Source organism: Streptomyces sp. NPDC030991 (assembly GCF_055571235.1).
This window is the reverse complement of record NZ_JBVIFR010000002.1, coordinates 160,169-181,975: the sequence shown is the minus strand read 5'-3', so window position 1 is coordinate 181,975 and position 21,807 is coordinate 160,169. Positions and strand designations below refer to the sequence as shown.

General features: G+C 72.4%; 17 protein-coding genes. 12 read left to right on the top strand and 5 right to left on the bottom strand.

Features of this window, described 5'->3' with window-relative positions; genetic code table 11:
* The first annotated feature begins 168 nt into the window (after positions 1-168).
* The 6 genes from ACZ45E_RS04415 (at position 169) to ACZ45E_RS04390 (ending at position 8,427) form a co-directional block, all read left to right on the top strand.
* Complete coding sequence (locus ACZ45E_RS04415; protein WP_468216385.1) at positions 169-1,077, top strand: FAD binding domain-containing protein; 909 nt, start codon at positions 169-171, stop codon at positions 1,075-1,077.
* Positions 1,077-1,661, top strand: coding sequence for a (2Fe-2S)-binding protein (locus ACZ45E_RS04410; RefSeq protein WP_468216382.1), 585 nt, complete (start codon positions 1,077-1,079; stop codon positions 1,659-1,661). Before ACZ45E_RS04415 ends, ACZ45E_RS04410 begins: the two co-directional genes overlap by 1 nt.
* A 5-nt stretch (positions 1,662-1,666) precedes the next feature.
* Positions 1,667-4,069, top strand: coding sequence for a xanthine dehydrogenase family protein molybdopterin-binding subunit (locus ACZ45E_RS04405; RefSeq protein ID WP_468216379.1), 2,403 nt, complete (start codon positions 1,667-1,669; stop codon positions 4,067-4,069).
* Positions 4,070-4,253: 184 nt separating this feature from the next.
* Positions 4,254-5,711 (top strand): NCS2 family permease, encoded by a 1,458-nt coding sequence (locus tag ACZ45E_RS04400; protein WP_468216378.1) that lies wholly within the window; start codon positions 4,254-4,256, stop codon positions 5,709-5,711.
* A 46-nt stretch (positions 5,712-5,757) separates the two neighbouring features.
* Positions 5,758-6,906 (top strand): XdhC family protein, encoded by a 1,149-nt coding sequence (locus ACZ45E_RS04395; protein ID WP_468216375.1) that lies wholly within the window; start codon positions 5,758-5,760, stop codon positions 6,904-6,906.
* Between the two features lie 387 nt (positions 6,907-7,293).
* Positions 7,294-8,427, top strand: a complete 1,134-nt coding sequence (locus ACZ45E_RS04390) for a glycoside hydrolase family 6 protein (protein WP_468216372.1) — start codon at positions 7,294-7,296, stop codon at positions 8,425-8,427.
* Positions 8,428-8,433: 6 nt separating this feature from the next.
* On the opposite strand, the gene ACZ45E_RS04385 is transcribed toward ACZ45E_RS04390, so the two are convergent.
* From ACZ45E_RS04385 to ACZ45E_RS04370, 4 genes are all read right to left on the bottom strand, one after another.
* The gene (locus ACZ45E_RS04385; protein ID WP_468216369.1) at positions 8,434-9,474 is read right to left on the bottom strand and encodes a saccharopine dehydrogenase NADP-binding domain-containing protein; all 1,041 of its coding nucleotides are present in this window, start codon (positions 9,472-9,474) and stop codon (positions 8,434-8,436) included.
* Between the two features lie 84 nt (positions 9,475-9,558).
* On the bottom strand, positions 9,559-9,990 hold the full coding sequence (locus ACZ45E_RS04380; RefSeq protein ID WP_468216368.1) for an SRPBCC family protein: 432 nt from the start codon (positions 9,988-9,990) through the stop codon (positions 9,559-9,561).
* A 76-nt stretch (positions 9,991-10,066) separates the two neighbouring features.
* Entirely contained in the window at positions 10,067-10,861 is a 795-nt protein-coding gene (locus tag ACZ45E_RS04375; RefSeq protein WP_468217121.1) for a polysaccharide deacetylase family protein, read from the bottom strand.
* A gap of 97 nt (positions 10,862-10,958) precedes the next feature.
* Positions 10,959-14,033 carry a glycoside hydrolase family 3 protein gene (locus tag ACZ45E_RS04370; RefSeq protein WP_468216365.1) on the bottom strand — a complete coding sequence of 1,025 codons (3,075 nt, stop codon included), beginning with the start codon at positions 14,031-14,033 and terminating at the stop codon, positions 10,959-10,961.
* Positions 14,034-14,209: 176 nt separating this feature from the next.
* On the opposite strand from ACZ45E_RS04370, the gene ACZ45E_RS04365 reads away from it, so the two are divergent.
* The 4 genes from ACZ45E_RS04365 to crcB (ACZ45E_RS04350) all read left to right on the top strand — a co-directional run bounded on the left by ACZ45E_RS04365 (position 14,210) and on the right by crcB (ACZ45E_RS04350) (position 18,260).
* Positions 14,210-16,090 (top strand): hypothetical protein, encoded by a 1,881-nt coding sequence (locus ACZ45E_RS04365; protein WP_468216363.1) that lies wholly within the window; start codon positions 14,210-14,212, stop codon positions 16,088-16,090.
* Between the two features lie 220 nt (positions 16,091-16,310).
* Positions 16,311-17,204: a glycoside hydrolase family 16 protein gene (locus tag ACZ45E_RS04360; RefSeq protein ID WP_468216361.1), complete on the top strand. Its 894-nt coding sequence runs from the start codon at positions 16,311-16,313 to the stop codon at positions 17,202-17,204.
* 130 nt (positions 17,205-17,334) lie between these two features.
* Complete coding sequence (gene crcB / locus ACZ45E_RS04355; protein WP_468216359.1) at positions 17,335-17,889, top strand: fluoride efflux transporter CrcB; 555 nt, start codon at positions 17,335-17,337, stop codon at positions 17,887-17,889.
* On the top strand, positions 17,886-18,260 hold the full coding sequence (crcB, locus tag ACZ45E_RS04350) for a fluoride efflux transporter CrcB (RefSeq protein WP_468216357.1): 375 nt from the start codon (positions 17,886-17,888) through the stop codon (positions 18,258-18,260). Before crcB (ACZ45E_RS04355) ends, crcB (ACZ45E_RS04350) begins: the two co-directional genes overlap by 4 nt.
* A 29-nt stretch (positions 18,261-18,289) precedes the next feature.
* On the opposite strand, the gene ACZ45E_RS04345 is transcribed toward crcB (ACZ45E_RS04350), so the two are convergent.
* Positions 18,290-19,882: a penicillin-binding transpeptidase domain-containing protein gene (locus tag ACZ45E_RS04345; RefSeq protein ID WP_468216354.1), complete on the bottom strand. Its 1,593-nt coding sequence runs from the start codon at positions 19,880-19,882 to the stop codon at positions 18,290-18,292.
* A gap of 115 nt (positions 19,883-19,997) precedes the next feature.
* Between ACZ45E_RS04345 and ACZ45E_RS04340 the strand changes: the two genes are divergently transcribed.
* Together ACZ45E_RS04340 and ACZ45E_RS04335 are read left to right on the top strand one after the other, a co-directional pair.
* Positions 19,998-20,927, top strand: coding sequence for a LysR family transcriptional regulator (locus ACZ45E_RS04340; RefSeq protein WP_468216352.1), 930 nt, complete (start codon positions 19,998-20,000; stop codon positions 20,925-20,927).
* Positions 20,928-20,992: 65 nt separating this feature from the next.
* Complete coding sequence (locus ACZ45E_RS04335) at positions 20,993-21,805, top strand: serine hydrolase (RefSeq protein ID WP_468217119.1); 813 nt, start codon at positions 20,993-20,995, stop codon at positions 21,803-21,805.
* Positions 21,806-21,807 lie beyond the last annotated feature (2 nt).

Here is a 21,807-nt window from a genome sequence, read left to right as displayed (position 1 = left end):
TTGGTCAGCCAACTCCTTCATGGTTTCCGTGACTGACCCTGGCGGAGCACAGGACGGTGTACTGGGCCCACTCCGCGTTAACAGCACATGAACGAGCCCCCGCGATCCGCACATCCGTGGCTCGAAGTGATCCAACGAACCACGAACGACGAATGAAGAGAGCCGCTCATGGACTTCCTTCGCCCCGCCAGCTGGGAGGAGGCGCTCGCCGCCAAGGCCGAGCACCCCACAGCTGTGCCGATTGCGGGTGGCACCGATGTCATGGTCGAGATCAACTTCGACCACCGGCGGCCCGAGTACCTCCTGGACCTCAACCGCATCGGCGAGCTGAGCGAGTGGGAGGTGGGCGAGGGGCCCTCGGACACGGTCCGGCTCGGCGCCTCCGTCCCGTACAGCGCGATCATGGAGAACCTGCGGGCCGAGCTGCCGGGTCTGGCGCTCGCCTCGCACACGGTCGCCTCGCCGCAGATCCGCAACCGCGGCGGCGTCGGCGGCAACCTCGGCACCGCCTCGCCCGCAGGGGACGCCCACCCGGCGCTCCTCGCCGCCGGCTGCGAGGTCGAGGCCGAGTCCGTACGCGGGTCCCGGCGCATCCCGATCGACGCGTTCTACACCGGCGTGAAGCGCAACGCGCTCGCCCCGGACGAGCTGATCCGCGCCGTCCACATCAAGAAGGCCGACGGACCGCAGCAGTACTCGAAGGTCGGCACCCGCAACGCCATGGTGATCGCCGTGTGCGCCTTCGGCCTCGCCGTCCACCCCGAGACGCGCACCGTGCGCACTGGCATCGGCTCCGCCGCGCCGACCCCGATCCGCGCCAAGGAGGCCGAACAGTTCCTGAACGCCGCGCTCGACGAGGGCGGGTTCTGGGACAACGGCAAGATCATCACCCCCTCGGTCGCCAAGCAGTTCGCGGACCTGTGCTCCGCCGCCTGCAACCCGATCGACGACGTGCGGGGCACCGCCTCGTACCGCCGGCACGCGGTCGGCATCATGGCCCGCCGCACGCTCACCTGGGCCTGGGAGTCCTACCGCGGCTCCGACGGCCGCTCCATCGAAAAGGGGAGTGTCGCGTAATGCGCGTCAATTTCACGGTCAACGGCCGTCAGCAGGAAGCCGACGACGTGTGGGAGGGCGAGTCCCTCCTGTACGTCCTGCGTGAGCGGATGGGCCTGCCCGGCTCCAAGAACGCCTGCGAACAGGGCGAGTGCGGTTCCTGCACCGTCCGGCTCGACGGTGTGCCGGTCTGTTCGTGTCTGGTCGCCGCCGGACAGGTCGAGGGCCGCGAGGTCGTCACCGTCGAGGGCCTCGCGGACTTCGCCAGGAACCGCTCCTGCGGCGCCCACGAAGACGGCTCCCACGGCACGTCCCTCCAGGACGCCCAGGGCTGGAAGGCCGCGCAGAGCACCGACTCGCAGACCGGCGAGGGCACCCAACTTGCCCCAATTCAGCAGGCGTTCATCGACGCGGGCGCGGTCCAGTGCGGCTTCTGCACGCCGGGTCTGCTGGTCGCCGCCGACGAGATGCTGGAGCGCACCCCGAACCCGTCCGACGCGGACATCCGCGAGGCCCTCTCCGGCAACCTGTGCCGCTGCACGGGCTACGAGAAGATCATGGACGCGGTGCGGCTCGCTGCCGCGCGCCAGTCCGAGGAGGTCTGAAGGACATGGCTGACACCCGCACCACCGGCATCCCCGCGAAGGTGACGCAGGGCGCACAGTCCACGGGGGGCATCGGCGAGTCCACGCTCCGCCCGGACGGCACCCTCAAGGTCACCGGCGAGTTCGCGTACTCCTCCGACATGTGGCACGAGGACATGCTGTGGGGCCAGCTCCTGCGCTCCCCGGTCGCGCACGCCGAGATCCTCTCCATCGACACCGGCGAGGCCCTCGCGACGCCCGGCGTCTACGCGGTCCTCACCTACGACGACCTGCCCACCGCCGTGAAGAACTACGGCCTGGAGATCCAGGACACCCCCGTCCTCGCGCACGGCAAGGTCCGCCACCACGGCGAGCCCGTCGCGCTCGTCGCCGCCGACCACCCGGAGACCGCGCGCCGCGCCGCCGCCAAGATCAAGGTCGACTACCGCGAACTGCCCGTCATCACCGACGAGGCGTCCGCGACCGCGCCGGGCGCGATCCTCGTCCACGAGAACCGCGACGACCACCACATCGGCCACGTCCCGCACCCGAACATCGTGCACCGCCAGCCGATCGTCCGCGGCGACGTGGCCGCGGCCCGCGAGCGCGCCGACGTCATCGTCGAGGGCGACTACTACTTCGGCATGCAGGACCAGGCGTTCCTCGGCCCCGAGTCGGGTCTCGCCGTGCCGTCGGAGGACGGCGGCGTCGACCTGTACGTCGCCACCCAGTGGCTGCACTCGGACCTCAAGCAGATCGCCCCCGTCCTCGGCCTGCCCGAGGAGAAGGTGCGCATGACGCTCTCCGGCGTCGGCGGCGCGTTCGGCGGGCGCGAGGACCTGTCGATGCAGATCCACGCCTGCCTGCTCGCGCTGCGCACCGGCAAGCCCGTCAAGATCGTCTATAACCGGTTCGAGTCGTTCTTCGGCCACGTCCACCGCCACCCCGCCAAGCTGCACTACGAGCACGGGGCCACCAAGGACGGCAAGATCACGCACATGAAGTGCCGGATCGTGCTCGACGGCGGCGCCTACGCCTCCGCCTCCCCGGCCGTCGTCGGCAACGCCTCGTCGCTCTCGGTGGGCCCGTACGTCATCGACGACGTCGACATCGAGGCCATCGCGCTCTACTCGAACAACCCGCCCTGCGGCGCCATGCGCGGCTTCGGCGCGGTCCAGGCGTGCTTCGCCTACGAGGCCCAGATGGACAAGCTCGCCGACCGGCTGGGCATGGACCGGGTCGCGTTCCGCCAGCTCAACGCCATGGAGCAGGGCACGATCATGCCGACCGGACAGCCGGTCGACTCGCCGGCCCCGGTCGCCGAACTGCTGCGCCGCATCAAGGCCATGCCGATGCCGCCCGAGCGCCAGTGGGAGTCCAGCGAGGGCTCCGACGTACGCCAGCTGCCCGGCGGCCTCTCCAACACCACGCACGGCGAGGGCGTCGTACGCGGCGTCGGCTACGCGGTCGGCATCAAGAACGTCGGCTTCTCCGAGGGCTTCGACGACTACTCCACCGCCAGGGTGCGCATGGAGGTCATCAACGGCGAGGCCGTCGCCACCGTGCATACCGCCATGGCGGAGGTCGGCCAGGGCGGCATCACCGTCCACGCGCAGATCGCCCGCACCGAGCTCGGCATCAACCAGGTCACCATCCACCCCGCCGACACCCAGGTGGGCTCGGCCGGTTCGACGTCCGCGTCACGTCAGACGTACGTCACCGGCGGCGCCGTCAAGAACGCCTGCGAGCTGCTGCGCGAGAAGGTCCTGGAGATCGGCCGCCGCAAGATGGGCTCCTACCACCCGGCCTGGGCCACCGCCGAACTGCTGCTGGAGGGCGGCAAGGTCGTCACCGACGGCGGCGAGGTCCTCGGCGACCTCGTCGACGTGCTCGAGGGCGAGACGGTGGAGGTCGAGGAGGAGTGGCGCCACCGGCCCACGGAACCCTTCGACCTGCGCACCGGCCAGGGCAACGGGCACGTGCAGTACTCGTTCGCCGCGCACCGCGCCGTCGTCGAGGTCGACACCGAGCTCGGCCTGGTCAAGGTCATCGAACTGGCCTGCGCCCAGGACGTCGGCAAGGCGCTCAACCCGCTCTCCGTGATCGGCCAGATCCAGGGCGGCACCATCCAGGGCATGGGCATCGCCGTGATGGAGGAGATCGTCGTCGATCCCAAGACCGCCAAGGTCAGGAACCCCTCCTTCACGGACTACCTGCTCCCCACCATCCTCGACACGCCGACCATCCCGGTCGACGTGCTCGAACTCGCCGACGAGCACGCCCCGTACGGGCTGCGCGGCATCGGCGAGGCCCCCACCCTCTCGTCGACCCCGGCCGTCCTCGCGGCGATCCGGAACGCGACGGGCCTGGCGCTCGACCGGACGCCTGTGCGGCCCGAGCACCTGACGGGCACGGCGGCTCCGGCCTAGCCGTGTGCGACGGTCCGGCCCCGCGGGGCCGGACCGGCCACGAAGAACACGGGGGACGTCGTCCCCCGCGCACCCCAGTTGCAGTCCGTCTCGGGCCGTCCCCCGGGTCGTGCAGCCATCCCAAATCCCGCACGCGCAACGGCAGTTCGCGGGTGCCCCTTTGAACCTTGGGAAACGAGGCACCATGACCCAGCAGTCCGTGGAGCCCAGGACAGCCGCCGACGACGCGGGCGCGGGTTCGCGTCAGCCGGCCGGCAGATCCTGGCTCGACAGGTACTTCCACATATCCGACCGGAATTCCACCGTCGCACGCGAAGTGCGCGGGGGCGTCACGACCTTCATGGCCATGGCGTACATCCTCCTGCTCAACCCGCTGATCCTCTCCGGCAAGGACGCCGCCGGTGACACGCTGGGCCAGAAGGCCCTGATCACCGCGACCGCCTTCGCCGCCGCGTTCACCACGCTCCTGATGGGCTTCGTCGGCAAGGTCCCGCTCGCCCTCGCTGCCGGCCTGTCCGTCTCCGGGGTGATCTCCTCGCAGGTCGCCCCCCAGATGACCTGGCCGCAGGCCATGGGCATGTGCGTGATGTACGGCGTCGTGATCATGCTGCTCGTCGTCACCGGGCTGCGCGAGATGATCATGAATGCGATCCCGCTGGCGCTCAAGCACGGCATCACCATGGGCATCGGCCTGTTCATCGCTCTGATCGGCCTCTACAAGTCCGGATTCGTGCAGATGGGCAAGGCGACCCCGCTGACGCTCGGCGCCACCGGCGAACTCGCCGGCTGGCCCGTCCTGCTCTTCGCCGGCACCCTGCTCCTGATCTTCATGCTCCAGGCGCGCAACACCCCCGGCGCGATCCTGATCGGCATCGTCACCGGCACCGTCGTCGCGATGATCCTCAACGCGCTCGACGTGATCGACCCCGAGCAGTGGGCCAACGGCGCCCCCGAGCTGCACGGCAGCGCGGTCTCGACGCCCGACTTCTCCCTCTTCGGCGACGTCGAGTTCGGCGGCTGGGGCGAGGTCGGCGCGATGACGGTCGGCATGATCGTCTTCACGCTCGTGCTCGCCGGGTTCTTCGACGCGATGGCCACCATCATCGGCGTCGGCACCGAGGCCGGACTCGCCGACGACAAGGGCCGCATGCCGGGCCTGTCCAAGGCGCTCTTCATCGACGGCGCCGGCGGCGCGATCGGCGGCGTGGCGGGCGGCTCCGGCCAGACCGTCTTCGTCGAGTCGGCGACCGGCGTCGGCGAAGGCGCCCGTACGGGTCTCGCCTCCGCCGTCACCGGCCTGTTCTTCGCGGCCTGCCTGTTCTTCACGCCGGTGACCGCGATCGTCCCCCAGGAGGTCGCGTCCGCCGCGCTCGTCGTCATCGGCGCCATGATGATGATGAACGCCCGGCACGTCGACTGGGCCGACCGCGCCACCGCGATCCCGGTCTTCCTGACCGTGGTCCTGATGCCCTTCACGTACACCATCACCACCGGTGTGGCGGCGGGCGTCATCTCCTGGGTCGCCATCAAGATCGCCCAGGGGAAGGCGCGGGAGATCGGGGCCTTCATGTGGGGCCTGACGGTGATCTTCCTGGTGTACTTCGCCCTCAACCCGATCGAGAGCTGGCTCGGCGTCCACTGACGGCCGCCGCGCTCCCCTCCCCGTCCCCCTCGAAGGAGACCGATCCATGCTGGACATCGCCGAAGAGCTCGACCGGTGGGTCGGGCAGGGACGCGACTTCGCCGTGGCCACCGTGGTGGCCGTCGGCGGCAGCGCGCCCCGGCAGCCGGGCGCGGCGCTCGCCGTGGACAGCGAGGGCACCGCGATCGGCTCGGTCTCCGGCGGCTGCGTGGAGGGCGCCGTCTACGAGCTGTGCCGCGAGGCGCTGGAGGACGGCGAGCCGGTCCTCGAACGCTTCGGGTACAGCGACGACGACGCCTTCGCCGTGGGTCTCACCTGCGGTGGCGTCATCGACATCCTCGTCACGCCGGTACGCGCCTCGGACGAGGCCGTACGCGGCGTGCTCGCGACCGCGCTGGCCGCCGCCGCCACGGGGGAGGCGGCGGCGCTGGCGCGGATCGTGTCGGGGCCGGCGGCACTCATGGGCCGCGCCCTGCTGGTGCGGCCCGACGGCTCGGCCGAGGGCGGTTTCGGCGCCCACCCCGAACTCGACCGCACCGTCGCCGCCGAGGCGCTGGCCCATCTCGACGCGGGCCGCACCGCCACCCTGGAGATCGGTGAACAGGGCTCACGTTGTGGAGCACCGCTCACGCTTCTGGTCGAGTCCTCCGTCCCCGCCCCCCGGATGATCGTCTTCGGTGCGATCGACTTCGCGTCGGCGCTCGTACGGATGGGCAAGTTCCTCGGCTACCACGTCACCGTCTGCGACGCCCGGCCCGTCTTCGCGACGGCCGCCCGCTTCCCGGAGGCCGACGAGATCGTCGTCGAGTGGCCGCACCGGTACCTGGAGCGGACCGGCGTCGACCGCCGCACCGTCCTGTGCGTACTCACCCACGACGCCAAGTTCGACGTCCCCCTGCTCCAGCTCGCCCTGCGCCTCCCCGTCGCCTACGTGGGCGCCATGGGCTCCCGCCGCACGCACCTCGACCGCAACGAGCGCCTGCGCGAAGTCGGCGTCACCGAACTGGAACTGGCCCGCCTCCACTCACCCATCGGCCTCGACCTGGGCGCCCGGACTCCGGAGGAGGTAGCGCTCTCCATCGCGTCGGAGATCGTGGCGCACCGGCGGGGCGGCAGCGGGGTGTCGCTGACGGGGGCGGGTACGCCGATCCATCATGAGGCGGGGGCCACGCGGCGGATCGATTCGGTCGCTTGAGCCGAGCCGCTGAACGCCCCTTCCGTGGAGGTGGGACGAGGGCGCCGTACCGCTCGCTGCCCGGGAAAGGTGTCGCGGGGCGCCGTGGGCCGCCGCCCCGTGCCCCGCCCGCCACCCACCCGCCGGGTCGCCCGGAGGTCGTCTCCGTGACCTGTGTGCGATGCCGGGAAGGCATGGGACAACCACCGCCTCGTGCACCGCACTTGACGCCACCCGTCCCGTCCCCGACCCTCGTTTGGGAGCGCTCCCAACCACCGCAGGTCCCCGTGTCCCTTGTGACCCAGGAGTGAACCCGTGCGAGGTCCCCGCAGACGTGCCCGAGTACGTGATGCCCGCATACGCCGGACCCGGCGTGGCCCGACCGTCCTAGCCGCCCTCTCCCTTGCCGTGTCCGCGCTGGTCATCGGCGGTCCCGGCGCCGCCGCGGACGCGCCCGCCCAGGACGCCGCCCACGCCCCGCGCCTCTACACCCCCGACCCCAACCCCGACGCCCTCCGGCAGATCCTCGGCCTGGCCCGGTCCGGGCAGTACCGGGACGCGGCCCGCGTCGCCGCCATGGTCGCCACCCCGCAGGCCGTCTGGTTCGGCGACCAGAGCCCCGCCCAGGTCGAGCAGCTCACCCGCGACGTCGTCAAGGACGCGAGCCGGGCCGGCGCCGTCCCGGTGTTCGCGCTCTACAACATCCCCGGCCGCGACTGCTCCAACTACTCGGCGGGCGGCGCCGCGACCACCGCCGAGTACCAGGCATGGATCGACGCCGCGGCCCGCGGCATCGGCACCCGGGACGCCCTGGTGATCCTGGAACCCGACGCGCTCGCCCTGCTCCCCGCCGACTGCGGGCAGGACGACGCCGAGGGCACCAAGACCGCCGCCCGGTACACCGAGGTGAACTACGCGGTCGACACCCTGGAGCCGCTGCGCGGCACCCGGGTCTACCTCGACACCGGGCACCCGGGCTGGCACGCCGTCAGCTCCATCGTGCCGCGCCTCATCAAGGGTGGCGTCGAGCGGGCCTCCGGTTTCTACACCAACGCCTCGAACTACCAGAGCGACGACGCCAACTCCTGGTACGGCAAGCTCATTTCCTCGTGCATCGCCTACGTCGACGGCGGCGGGGACGTGGCCGACTGCCCCCACCAGTCCTCGCCGCGGGCCGAGACGCAGACCTGGATCGACGCGCACGTCCACGTGCCCGCGTCCCGGATGACGCACTTCGTCACCGACTCCAGCCGCAACGGGCGGGGCCCGTGGACCCCGCCCGCCGGCAAGTACACCGACCCGCAGGACTGGTGCAACCCGCCCGACCGCGGCCTGGGCGCCCGCCCGACCCTGCGCACCGGCGACCCGCTCCAGGACGCCCGCCTGTGGATCAAGACGCCGGGGGAGTCGGACGGGCTGTGCCTGCGCGGCACCGAGGGACCCGAGGACCCCGAGCGCGGCGGGCTCGACCCGAAGGCGGGGGACTGGTTCCCGCAGCAGGCGCTCGAACTGGCGCGGCTCGCCGACCCGCCCAGGCTCTAAAGGAGTTCAGCCTTCCGGGAGCGTCAGTGTCTCGAACGCGTCCTGGTCGGCCAGCGACCGCAGGAACGGGGCCGCCTCGAACGCCTCGGCCGGGCTGAACACCCCGGCCTTGCGCGGCCCCTCACCACCGGTGAGCCGGAGCACCGCCTCCACGGAGGCCAGCGCTCCGGCCCGCCAGATGTCCCGGCCGCGCAGATGGGCGTTGACACCGCCGCCACCCGCCCGCACGACCTGCACGGCCACCGTGAACTCGGTGCGGGCCCGCTCCTCGGGGCTCGCGTCGAGGCTGCTGAAGATCTGCTCCTCCTCGAACGTCGAGGCGGTGAGCTGCACCTCGACCGCCCGGGCCGGGACGTGCCGGGGCACGGTGACGACCTCGCCCGAGGGGAACGGCACGATCGTGGTGCGCGGCCCGACCGGCGGCGGGAACGGGAAGACGGAGTTGCGGACCTCCACCGGGCCGATGCGCTGGACCCCGTCCGCGTAGGAGATACGGTCGATCTCGCCGATGAGGAGGTTCGCGGTGGCCACCGCGCCCCGTGTCATCCGCCAGCCGGAGACGGCGTACCCGACGGTGACCTTCTCGATGCCGTCCGCGGACGGCAGCGCCGCGGCGGCGGCCGAGGCGAGCAGGTCACCGAGGCCGCCGTAGAAGCTCATCTGCGGGATCAGTACGGCCCCGGTGCGCTCGGCGACGCCCTGGTACGCGTCGAAGAGGTGCTTGACCGGATGGGGTTCGATGGCGTGGTCCACGTACGGGATCCCGGCCTCGGCCGCGGCGTCGGCCACCGGGGCGCCCGTCGTGGTGAAGGGGCCCGCGCAGTGGTTCACCCCGTCGGCCCGTTCGGTCAGCCGGCGCAGGGCGGCGCTGTCGTCGAGGGGCGCCACGTGGACGCTGACGCGGTCGGGTGCGGCGAGTTCGGCGGCCAGGGCGCGCAGGCCCCGCTCGCTGCGGCCGGCGAGGATGACGTCCTGGCCGCGGGCGAGGAGTTCGGCGGTGACGAGGCGCCCGGTGTGTCCCGTGGCGCCGTAGACGGCAATGGCCATGAGGATCTCACTTCCGTACGGAGGAGTGTGACCAAGTGGGACAAGATACAACTCATCCGCCTCGCCGACGAGTTGCCCGACCACTCAACTCCCGTCCCGCAGCAGCCCTTTCAGCGCACGACCGAACATCCATCGCCCTGCCACCGCGAGCACCGGATCGGCGAAGGCGGGCACCGCGCGCACCCGCAGCTCCTCACGCCACTCCACGCGCGCCCCGCCGCCGCCGAGCGCCCGCACGTCGAACTCGGCCCAGCCGGTCACGAGCCGGCCGCGTTTGACGAGACGGCAGCGGCGCGGCGGCTGCCACGCGACGACCTCCATCGGATCGTCGAAGCCGAACCGGCCGCCGATCGCGGTGCGCGCCACGAACGTGGTGCCCGCGGCCGTCGGCGGCGGCGTGACCACGGTGACGTGGGTGAGGGGCACGACCTCGCCGTGCCGCTCCCAGTCGGTCAGGCGCCGCCACGCCTCGGGGGCGGGCAGCGGGGTGTCACGGACGATACGTACGAGGGCCACGCCGCGAGAGTAGGCCGCCGCCGGGCGGGCCGCACCCCGGCCGGCGGGGTGTGTCGCCGGTCTCCCGAGTCAGGGACTACGGCTTGTAGATCTTCCCCGGCTCCGCCGTGCCCGGCGCCAGCAGTTGCGGCACCGTCACGAAGACATAACCCTTCTGCTTGAGCGCGTCGATGATGCCGGGCACGGCCGGGACCGTGCCCCGGTAGATGTCGTGCAGCAGGATGATGCTGTCGCGCCTGGTCTGCTCGATGGCACGCTCGCGGATCAGGGCGGAGTCCGTGGTCGTGTAGTCCTTGGTGGTCACGTCCCACAGGATCTGGGCCAGGCCCTCCTCCTTGGCGAGCTCGCTGACGTGGTCGTCGGTGCGGCCCTGCGGCGGCCGCATCAGCGTGGGGCGCTTGCCGGTCAGTCTCTCCACGGCGTCGTCGGTGCGCCGGAGCTCCGCACGGATCTGTGCGTCGTCGATGTCCGTGAGGATCTTGTGGTCCCAGGTGTGGCTGGCGAGCTCGTGCCCTTCCCTGGCCATGCGCCGGACCAGGTCCGGGTGGTCGGCGATGTGGTCCTTGCCGAGCAGGAAGAACGTCGCGGGGACCTTCTTGTCCCTGAGGATGTCCAGGAGCCGGGGGCTGTTCTCGCTCGGGCCCGCGTCGAAGGTCAGGGCGACGCACTTGACCCTGCGGCAGTCGGCCGTGCCCAGCCGGTCGTCCGAGCGGGCGCCGCCCGCCTTCGCGTCGTCGGCCGGGGCCGGGGTCTTGCGGGCGGCGCTCGGGCTGGTCGTGTCGTAGCTCGTACAGCCACTCAGACCGAGGGAGAGGGCTCCGGCGACCGCCAGTGCGGCGGCCGCGCGGAACCCTCTTCGTCTTTTCATCATCTTCTCAGGTGCGGCAGACATGCCCGCACTATACATGCGGTGTATACACCGTATGTATACTGCTTTCACCTGCTGTTTTGCAGTGGTGTGCTACCTGTCAGGCCTCCCGGTAGGCGGTGAGCAGCTTGCCGAGGGCTGCCGCGTAGTCGCCGGTCAGGGACAGGTGATCGGCCTCGGCGAACGGCTTGGCCCAGGCGGCCGTGACCTTGTCGCCCGCCTTCTGCTGGACGATCAGCCGTGCCTTGCCGACGAGCGCGCGCCCGGCGTTCGCGTCATGCGTGTGCCGGGCCGCCAGAGCCAGCGCCCTGAGGGTGAGCTCGCCGCCGCCCGGCGTCTTGGCCACGGTCGTGAGCCCGTATCCGTACGGGAACTGCGGATCGTACGAGGAGTCGCCCACGTTGATCGGCAGCTGGGCCTGCGACTTCGGCCAGGTGACGGGCAGCTGTCCGGTGAACGGCCGCTTGCCGTAGAGCACGTCGGCGACGCCGTCGCCCTCGGTGCCCGGCAGCCAGGACGCGACGAGTCCGTCGATGTCCCCGAGCCGGTCGCCGATCAGCTGCGGACGGCCGGAGACCGTCAGCACCACGCACCTCATGGCACCGCAGACCTTGTCGACGGCCGCCTGGTCGGCGGGGGACAGCTCCAGATCGTGGCCGTTGCCGACATCGCCCACGCCCTCCGCGTACGGCGTCTCGCCCACGACGACCACCCCGACGTCGTACCCGGCCGTCGGCGCCGAGGCGTCCTCGGAGTAGTCGATCGCGGTGCCCGGCGCGGCCTTCTTCATCGCCTGGAGGATCGTGGTGCCGTCCGTGTGCGCGCCGGACTGCCCCTGCCAGGTGATGGTCCAGCCGCCGGTCTGGTTGCCGAGGTCATCGGCGTTCGACCCGGCCACGTAGACCTTCTGGGACGTCTTCAGGGGCAGGACGTTCCCGGAGTTCTTGAGCAGCACCTGCGACTCGGCGGCGGCCTGCCGGGCGACGGTACGGTGCGCGGCGCCGCCGATCTCGTCGAGGTGCGAGGTGTCGGCGTACGGCTTCTCGAAGAGGCCCAGCTTGAATTTCTGGGTCAGGATGCGCGCCACGGCGTCGTCCACGCGCGCCTCGCTCACCCGGCCGGCCCGCACCTCGCCGAGCAGTGTAGCCTCGAAGTCCGCGTAGGCCGTCGGCACCATGATCATGTCGAGGCCCGCGTTGATCGACGTACGGACGTCGGAGGCGTAGTCGCCCGGGATCTGGTCGATGCCCGCGTAGTCGCTGATGACGAAGCCGTCGAAGCCGAGCTTGCCCTTCAGCTCCCCGTTGATCATCGCCGCGTCGGCGTGCATCTTCACCGGGCCCTGGTCGTCGCCGATGATGTCGAGCGACGAGTACGACGGCATGACCGTGCCGACGCCCCGCTTCACGGCCTCACCGAACGGCGCGAGGTGCACCGCCTCCAGCTCCTGCCGCGTCACCTTCGTGACGCCCTGGTCGATGGTGTACGAGCCGGTGGTCGACGAGCCGAACTCGGTGCCGCCGTCGCCGACGAAGTGCTTGGCGGTGGCCAGCACCTTGTCGTTCCGGTCGAGGTCCTTGCCGTCCGCGCGGCCCTGGAAGCCCTGGATCACGGTCTCCATGGACTTCACGAGCGCCGGGTCCTCGCCGAACGACTCGTAGGAGCGGCCCCAGCGCTCGTCGCGCGTCACGCACAGGCAGGGCGCGAAGTCCCACGGGATGCCGGTCGCGCGCACCTCGGAGGCGGTCACCGCCCCGGTCCTCTCGGCCAGCTTCGGGTCGCGGGTGGCGCCGAGGCCGATGTTGTGCGGCATGACCGTGGCGCCCACGACGTTGTTGTGGCCGTGCACCGCGTCCACGCCGTAGATCAGCGGGATCTGGAACCGCGTGGCCTGCGCCCGCAGTTGATAGCCGTCGATCATCTTGGCCCAGGCTTCGGGCGTGTTCGGTGTCGGTACCGAGCCGCCGCCCGAGAGCAGTGAGCCCAGGCCGTGACCGGCGATGTCCGAGGGGGACTTGAGGGCGTTGCGCTCGGCCTGCGTCATCTGGCCGACCTTCTCGTCCAGCGACAGCCGGGAGACGAGGTCGGCGACCCGCTTGCGCACCGGGAGCTTCGCGTCGAGGTAGGGCAGGCCGTGGGCGTCGATGACGACCTGCGGGTTCTCGGCGGGCGGCCTGGCACCGGTGACGGTCAGCCGCAGCGGGATCGTCTCGGCGGTCTCGGCCTTGACGCGGTCCTTGGCGGCGGTGACCGTGACGGTCTTCGTGGCGCCGGACGCGGTACCCGCGGGGAAGGTGACCTCGCCGCTGACCGGGGTGTAGTCCTTGCCGGGTTCGGCGGTGCCGCCGTCGCTCGCGTAGGCGACGGTGACATCGTCCTCGATCGGGACGTTCCCGGTGGTCGTGACGGAGAGTTTGACCTTGGCCGTGCCGCCCTCCTTCACCGGGTACACGCCGGCGTCCGTCGACACCCGCGCCTTCAGCGCCTGGTCCGCCTTGCCGTACAACTCCACGTCGTCCAGGGCGAACCGGCCCGGCCCGCCGGTCGGCAGAGTGAGGGCGTACCCCCACATCCGGTCGAGCCCGAGGACCTGGTCGATGCCGCCGACGGGCTGGTAGTCCGTGCGGTACTCGAACTGCGTGAACGGGATCTCGACCTGGTGCCAGCCCTGCCAGTCGTCCGTGAACGACGTGGTCCACAGCTCGGACGCCTCGCCGTGCGCGCCGCCGTCCTTGATCTCGAAGCTGATCCTCCGGCCCGAACCGGGCGGCAGCGGCGCCGTGTTGCGGCCGTACCACCAGAAGCGGATGCCCTTCGACGCCGACCAGTCGTGGCCCGGCTGATCGGCGGCGTAGTCGTGCGAGAAGCCGCCGTAGCCGCTGATGTCGTACGACCCTTCGAGCACCTTGGTGCCCTCGGGCGCGTCCGCGCGTTCCTTCAGCTCCAGCTTCGGATGGTCGTCCGCGTCGCCGCCCCAGGTGAAGAGGCCCTCGGCGGGTTGCGTGGCGAACGGCACCTCGCCCTCGAAGCGGTCGACGGGTACGGGCGCCGGGTCGTCGGCCGAGGCCGTCGCGGCGGTGGTGAGGGGCAGCAGTCCGGCGGCGAGGGCGGCGACGGCGAGCAGGGCGGCCCGTCTTCTGCGGCCCGGCGCGGACGAATGGGTGCGGTGACGCAAGGTTCCCTCCGGAGGGTCCGGGTGCGGGTGTTGGTGGTGCGTCGAGGCGTGCTTAATTCAAGAGTTGAGTTAAAAGGGGTGCCGTGGGGTCGTCAAGTGTTCGGGCTGTAAAGGGAGTTGGCGCCCCAGGCCTGATTGACAGGCCGGGCGCCACCCCGGATCGTGGAAACCGGCACGTGACGCCTGACGGTTGGGGGACCGCGATGGGGTGGCCGGGGGACGCGTCCGATGGCGGGGCCGGGCGGGACGGAGATCCGGGCCGGAAGGCGCGGGCGCACGACGCCGAGAGCGCCGGGTCCTCCGGGGGCGGCGAGTTCGGACCACCGCCCGCGATGCCACCGCTGCCGGGCACACCGCCTACGCCGCCCGGGGCCGGGGCGCCGGTGCCGCCGCCGCCCGGGGCACCGCCCACGCCGCCGCCCGACGTGACTGCGCCGTACGGGACGCCCGTCGGGGCCGGGCCCGGAACACCGGCCGGGCCCGCACCCGGGGCGCCACTGCCGCCCCTGCCCGGGGTGCCGCCGACGCCGCCCACGACGCTCACCTGGCCGCCCGAGCCGGAGTCGGGACCCGCCGACCCGGTGCGGGCCCTGACCGTCGGGCTGCTGAACCTCTCCGGGCTCGGGCTCGGCTACGCGGTCCTGCGCCGATGGCTGCGCGCCGCGCTCTGCCTCGGGGCGACGGCCGCGCTGCTCGTCGTCGCCCTCCCCGCCGACCCGGACGGCGTACCCGGGCGGCTCCTCGCCGGATACCTCGCCCTGCTGCTGATCGCGGCGGCGGACGGCGCGCGCCGCGGCCTGCGCTCCCGGTCAACCACTCTGCCGGCCAAGCCTCTTGTGGCCGCCGCTCTCGCCGTCGCCCTGCTCGCGGTGCCCACCGGGGGAGCGGTCGCGTACACAGGACTGCGGGACGACGCCGTCGAGGAGATGCTGCTCGACCGGCTCGCCGCCACCGACGCCCTCGTCAAGGAGGCCGCGACCAAGGACTTCGCCCGGGCGCGCCCCGACTACCGCACCGCCCTGGCCCGCTACCGCGCCCTCACCGATGACCACCCCGGCTCCCGCGCCGCGCACCGCGTACGCGGCAGCCTCGACACCTACTACAGGACGGTCGCCGCACCGTACGCGCAGGCTGATTACTGCGCGGCCCTCGCCCCGCTCGAACACCTGCGGACCGTACCGAACTCCATCGACCGCGAGGTTTTGGGGACCCTCGCGACATGGCCCGACAAACCCCTCGCCGTGTCCCTCCTGAAGTGCGGCACCGGCAGGCTCGGCACCGCGGAGAGCGACGGGCGCGGAGGCGCACTCGGCCGGCTCCTGCGGACGTTCCCGAAGTCGGCGCAGGCGGCCGAGGTGACCCCGGCCCTGCGCGCCGCCGTCGACAAGCGCGCGGGCGAGCTGGCCGGCGCCGAACCGTGCCGCGCCACCGACGAGTTGCGCCACGTCGGCGACACCGCGAAGGCCCTGCCCGCACCGGTCCCCGCCCAGCTGGGCGGCGACGTCGACCGGGCCGTGCGCAACGGGGAGTACGCCTGCGGGATGGACCAGTTCAAGGACGGCACATTCGCGGCGGCCCGCAAGACGCTGGCCGACTTCGCGGGCACGTACCAGGGCGACAAGCGAGGCATCCGGGCCCGGCAGGTCGCCATCGCCGCCGAGATAGCCGAGCAGCGCCCCTCCGCGGGTGACAGGTTGCCGCCCGCCCACGCGCCCGGCGGCGCCCGTATGCAGATGGTGATCAGCAACGACGGGCCCGAGCCCGTCGAGATCCTCTACACCGGACCCGTCACCGGCCGCGTCACCATCGGCGGGTGCGGCTCGTGCTCGGCGTACCGCAGCGAGGCCGCGGGCAGCAGCGGGGCGTGCAAGGCGACCGGCACGCCGTACCCGAAGAGGACGCTCCGGCTGCCCGCGGGGACGTACCACTTCCTGCACAAGCCGGGCGGCACCCGGGCCACCGCCCGCAGCCGCGCGGCAGGCAGCAGCATCCAGCCCGGATACTCCTATACGCAGTGCAGTTACGTGGTGAGCAGCGGCCTCGGCACGGGTCTCTGAGCACCCCTCGGTACCGCGACGGAGTGCCGCGCACGGGCGTCCCTGTCCCCATGCCCCTCCCTGCCCGCCGATTACCGGGCGGTGGAATCGGTTACCGCCGCACCACACCCACAACATCCGCACGTACGCGGCCCCTTGACGCGCTGCCGTCCCGGCTGCACCATGACCCGCCGTGAAAGCGTTTTCTATTCGAGGAGACGCAGCACCGAAGGGTGAGGTTATGCGAGACCGAACCACCATGACGGCGATCGCCCTGCTGGCCGCCGGCGCCCTGCTCGGCGCGCTGCCCGCACAGGCCGCGGAGCCCACGCGGCAGGATGCCGCGGGGGCCGGCGCGCTCGTCGACCCCGCGACCCCCGCGGGTGCCAGGCCGCTGAGCACCGGCACGGCGTCCGCCGCCGCGGCCCGGACCCTGGTGTTCAGCGACGAGTTCGACGGCGCGACCCTCGACACGGCCCGCTGGACCGCACGTGACCAGGAGCGGACCGGCGCCGCGGGCACCGACCGCTGGTGGTACAAGCCCGCCGATGTGCGCACCGATGGCGACGGCGCCCTCGCCATCGATGTCGGCCGGCTCGCCGAGGGGCAGTACTCTGGAGGCCGCGTCGACAGCCAGGGCAAGTTCGACTACACGTACGGCACGATCGAGGCCAGGGTCCACACCCCGGCCGCCACCAACGGCCATCTCGCCGCGCTGTGGCTCCAGGCCGACGCGGGCCTCACCCCCGGCGGCGCCGTCGACGGCACCGCGCGCGACGGCGCCGAGATGGACGTCACCGAGACCAACTACCAGGACGACAAGTACTCCGTGACGCTGCACTACGACGGCTATGGCGCCGACCACAAGTCGTCCGGCACCGTCGCGGCCGCCCCCGGTCTGCACAGCACCTGGTACCACACGTTCGGCCTCAGCTGGACCCCCACCCAGCTGCAGTTCCTGTACGACGGCACCGTGGTCCGCACCGTCACGGACCCCCAACTCATCAGCCAGGTCAAGGAGTTCCCCATCCTCTCGCACGAGGTGCTCGACAACTGGGCGGACGGCTCGGTCCACGACGAGACGTTCGACTGGCACTCCACGATGTACGTCGACTACATCAGAGTCTGGCAGTAGGCGTCCGGCGGCGCGGGCCCGCGCCCCCGCCGCCCCGCAGGTGGGGCGGGAGGGGCGCGGGTAGGCTGCCCGCGCGGGTGGCAGGCCCCGCCGAGAACGAGACGCACCCGTGAAAGGGGCCCGCGCGCCCATGCGAGACGAACCCGCCGACCCCGACACCGGGCGGCCCGCTCCCGTCGCCGCCCCGCCCGCGCCGCGCCCGGAGCTGTGGCGCGGCCAGGGGCCCGTGCTCGCGGTCGTCGCGCTCGGCGGCGCACTCGGCGCCTGCGCCCGCTACGGCGCGTCGCTGCTCTGGCCGACGGCGGCCGGCGCCTTCCCCTGGACGACCCTGTGGGTGAACGCGGCCGGCTGCGCCGTCATCGGCGTCTTCATGGTCCTGATCAGCGACGTGTGGGACGCACCCCGCCTCGTCCGGCCGTTCTTCGGCACCGGCGTCCTCGGCGGCTTCACCACCTTCTCCACGTACGCGGTGGACATCCGGCGGCTGACCGACCTCGGCGAGGCGCGCACCGCGCTCGGATACCTGGCGCTGACCGTGTGCGTCGCCCTCGCGGCGGTCTGGGCCGGCACCCGTCTCACCCGCCGCGTCGTCGAACGGCGCATCGCCGAACGCCACGGGGCCGAACGTCACGGGGCCGAACGCCGCGTCGCCGAACGTCACGCCGTCGAACGGAGGACCCGGTGAACTGGCTCCTGGTCATCGCGGGCGCCATGGTCGGCGCCCCCCTGCGCTACGCCACCGACCGGTTCGTCCAGTCCCGGCACGACACGGTCTTCCCCTGGGGCACGTTCGCGGTGAACGTCGCGGGCTCCCTCGTCCTCGGCCTGATCACGGGCGCCGTCGCCGCGGGCGCCGCCTCCTCCCGGCTCCAGCTCCTGATCGGCACGGGCCTGTGCGGCGCCCTGACGACGTACTCCACGTTCTCGTACGAGACCCTGCGCCTGGCCGGGACGGGGTCCCGCTTCCACGCGGTGGCCAACGTGGCGGGCAGCGTCGCCGCGGGCCTCGGCGCGGCGTTCACCGGAGCGGCCCTGGCCCGGGCGGTCTGGGCCTGAGAGCCCGTCCTTGAGCGCCCGGGCCGCCCTCACGAGGGATCGCCGGGCACGGCCGACAGCAGGCTGTGCAGGATCGGGCCCGCCGAACCGCCGCCGGTGACGCCCTGCTCCACGACGCAGGCGACGGCGACGTTGCCGCGCCGCGCGACGAGCCAGCCGTTGTTCGGGTCGCCTTCGGAAACCTCCGCGGTGCCGGTCTTGGCGCCTATGTCGCCGGGCAGGTCGGCCAGGACGTGCGCGGTCCCCTCGGTGACGGTGGCCCGCATCATCGTGCGCAGTCGCGTGACGACGGAGGCGGGCAGCGGGGTGGTCCTCGTCGTGTCCTCGCCGCCGCGCACGATGACCGGCTGGTGGAAGGTGCCGGACGCCGCTGTCGCCGTGACCGACGCCATGATCAGCGGGTTGGCCTGGATGCGGCCCTGCCCGATCATCGACGCCGCCTTCTCGGTCTCGTCCTTCGGCACCGGCACGGACCCGTCGTAGGACGGGATCCCGACATGCCACTCCTGGCCGACACCGAAGTACTTCCGCGCCACGTCCCCGAGTTCGGAGCCGCCGAGCTTCCCGCGCAGGCTGATGAAGGCCGTGTTGCAGGACTCGGTGAAGTCCTTGAGGAAGGTCGCGCCGCGGAACTCGGACGTCTCCACGTTGTGGAACTCCTTGCCCACCGTGAGGTACTTCGGACAGTCCACGACGTCGTCCGGCGCGACGGCGCCCTTCAGGAGCAGTGCGCTGCTCGTGACGAGCTTCCAGGTGGAGCCGGGCGCGTAGGTCCCGGAGACCGCGCGGTTGAAGCCGGTGGCGGGGGAGTTGGCCATGGCGAGCACCTCGCCGTTGTCGACGCGCAGCGCGACGAGTGAGGCGTTCTTGCCGTCGGCCCGAGCCATCGCCTCCTCCGCCGCGGACTGCCAGGAGGCGTCGAGGGTGGTGGCGACGGGCCCGTCCGCCCCGGCCTCCTTCTTGCCGAAGGTCGTCTCCGTCCCCTCCACGTCACCGGTGACCCGGTCGACGAGCCGGATCGCCCCGCGCGGCCCGCCACCGCCCCCGGCGAACTGCCCGAGCACCGCCTGGAGCGACGGGTAGGAGTCGCCGGTCAGCGAGGCGCCGCCGCGGTCGGTGACCTCCGGGGCGGCCGTGTCCTCGCGTTCGAGCCGGAACTTGGCGCTCTCGCTCAGATGCGGATGGACGAGGGACAGCTTCCAGTCGACCTTCCAGCTGCCGTTCTTCCGTTTCCGCACCGGGAGTTGAGAGGTGTACGTCCAGGTGCCGAGACCCGTGACGGGCATCTTGGCGGTGAACGGCACGCGGACCGAACCGTCGTCGGCCGGCGCCGCCCGTGCCGCCGAGAGGCGCGGTCCGCTGATGTCGAGTCCGGCGGTGAAGTTGCGCAGCACCTCCTGCGCCGTGGCGGGGTTCGTGGTGCGGGCGGCGGCGCCGTCGAGCCGGCCGGCCGCCCAGTCCGCGAGGAACGCCCGGGCCTGCGCGGTCGCCGCCGGATCGGGCGCGTCGTCACCCCGGTCGAAGGGGCCGAGCCCGACGGCGTACGCGCCGCCCGCGACGACGGCGAGGACCACGGTCGCCGCGACGGCGGCCTTGAGCGGAGTGGAGGAGGGGTGCGTCATGCCGCGAGCAGAACAATCCGGCCGCGCCTTTGTCCAAGTCTCATATCGATTGGTGATCGATCAAGATTGGATATAGTTGCTGATCGTGGACCTGATCCGGCACTTGGAGTGCTTCGTGGCTGTTGCAGAAGAGTCACACTTCGGCCGGGCCGCCGCCCGCCTCGGAATGGCCCAGCCGCCGCTGTCGCAGCGCGTCCAGCGCCTCGAGCGCGAGTTGCAGGTGCGCCTCTTCGACCGCACCAGCAGGCAGGTGGCGATCACCAAGGCCGGAATGCTGCTGCTGCCGGAGGCGCGCGAGCTGCTCGCCCGCTCCGAGGCGCTGCGGGCCACCGCCCGGCGCATCCGGGACGGCGAGAGCGGGCTGCTGCGCGCCGCCCTGCCGCCCGACATCACGGGCGGCACCGTGGCCGCGATCCTGACGGGCTTTCAGGAGCGCAACGCAGGCGTCGAATTGGAGCTTCACGAGCTGTCCACCACCGAGCAGCTCGGCCGGTTCGCCGCCCACGAACTCGACGTCGGACTCATCCACCACCCCTGCGACGTGACCGGCCTCGAACTCGGCTCCGTGCTCCGCCGTGAGCTCGGCGTGCTGCTGCCGCGCGCCGCCCCGGCCGCCGCGCACCCCGAGGTCCCGCTCGCCGCGCTCACCGGATCCGATCTGATCCTCTTCCCCCGCTCAGGCGCCCCCGCGCTCTACGACGACCTGCTGACCGGCTGCGCACGCGGCGGCTACACCCCGACCGCCGTCCGGCACGGCCAGGGCGCCAGCTTCGTCCGCGGACTCGTGCTCTCGGCCGGCGCCGTCGCCCTCGGCCCGCGCGACGCGGGGCCCGCCGAGGACGACCCCGCCCTCGTGTGGCGGCCGCTGGCCGGCGCCCCGCTGGCCTGGCGGCACTCCGTCGCCTGGCCGCGCGGGCACGGCGACGCCGCCGTCCGCGCCTTCGCCGACGCGGCCACGCACGCGCTGCGCACCACCGCCGGCGCCCGACCCGACACCCCCACGCGCCCGATGCACCTGCGCCCGGCAGCGGAGTACTGGCTGTGACGATCCGTACCGACACCCCCGACCGCGTCCGCGCGGCCTTCGCCGACGCCGGGGTCACCGGCCGCATGGCCGCCCTCGACATCGACTCCGGCGCCCGGCTCGACATCGACGCCGACGAACCGGTGTGCACGGCGAGCGTGCACAAGCTCCCCCTGCTGGTCACCCTGCACGAGCGGGCGGCGGCCGGGCACCTCGACCTCACCGAGCAGATCGACTGCCCGCCGGCGGGCCGCACGCCAGGGCCGACCGGGCTCGCCGCGATGCTGGACGCGGCCCGGCTCTCCCTGCGCGACCTCGCGTACCTGATGATGACGGTCAGCGACAACGCGGCGGCCGACCTGCTCCTGGCCCGGGTCGGACTCGACGCGGTCAACCGCACCACGGCCCGGCTCGGCCTCGACGCGACGTACGCCGTGCACACCTTCGGCGCCTCGATGGCCTCCATCAAGGAGGACGCGGGCCCGGCCGGCGCCCGGGCGCTGGCCGACCCGCACGTCATCGGGCGGTTGCGCGCCCTCGACCCGGCGCGCTCCAACCGAAGCACCGCGCGCGACCTGACCCGGCTGCTCGCCGCCATCTGGCGCGACGAGGCATGCACGCCCGAACACAGCGCCGCGGTACGACGCCTGATGGGCCTTCAGGTCTGGCCGCACCGGCTGGCGTCCGGCTTCCCCTTTGACGACGTGCACGTCGCGGGCAAGACCGGGTCGCTGCCGACGCTGCGCGCGGAGGCCGGTGTCGTCGAGTACCCGGACGGCGGCCGCTACGCCGTCGCCGTATTCACCCGCACCGCGCAGACAGCGGCCACCCTGCCCGCCGCCGACGCGGTCATCGGCACGGCCGCCCGGCTCGCGGTCGACGCGCTGCGCGCCGGGTGAGG

Coding starts and splice junctions, on each gene's coding strand:
- ACZ45E_RS04415 (WP_468216385.1), top strand. CDS start 169: ATGGACTTCCTTCGCCCCGCCAGCTGGGAGGAGGCGCTCGCCGCCAAG.
- ACZ45E_RS04410 (WP_468216382.1), top strand. CDS start 1,077: ATGCGCGTCAATTTCACGGTCAACGGCCGTCAGCAGGAAGCCGACGAC.
- ACZ45E_RS04405 (WP_468216379.1), top strand. CDS start 1,667: ATGGCTGACACCCGCACCACCGGCATCCCCGCGAAGGTGACGCAGGGC.
- ACZ45E_RS04400 (WP_468216378.1), top strand. CDS start 4,254: ATGACCCAGCAGTCCGTGGAGCCCAGGACAGCCGCCGACGACGCGGGC.
- ACZ45E_RS04395 (WP_468216375.1), top strand. CDS start 5,758: ATGCTGGACATCGCCGAAGAGCTCGACCGGTGGGTCGGGCAGGGACGC.
- ACZ45E_RS04385 (WP_468216369.1), bottom strand. CDS start 9,474: ATGGCCATTGCCGTCTACGGCGCCACGGGACACACCGGGCGCCTCGTC.
- ACZ45E_RS04375 (WP_468217121.1), bottom strand. CDS start 10,861: ATGATGAAAAGACGAAGAGGGTTCCGCGCGGCCGCCGCACTGGCGGTC.
- ACZ45E_RS04360 (WP_468216361.1), top strand. CDS start 16,311: ATGCGAGACCGAACCACCATGACGGCGATCGCCCTGCTGGCCGCCGGC.
- crcB (WP_468216359.1), top strand. CDS start 17,335: ATGCGAGACGAACCCGCCGACCCCGACACCGGGCGGCCCGCTCCCGTC.
- ACZ45E_RS04345 (WP_468216354.1), bottom strand. CDS start 19,882: ATGACGCACCCCTCCTCCACTCCGCTCAAGGCCGCCGTCGCGGCGACC.
- ACZ45E_RS04335 (WP_468217119.1), top strand. CDS start 20,993: ATGGCCGCCCTCGACATCGACTCCGGCGCCCGGCTCGACATCGACGCC.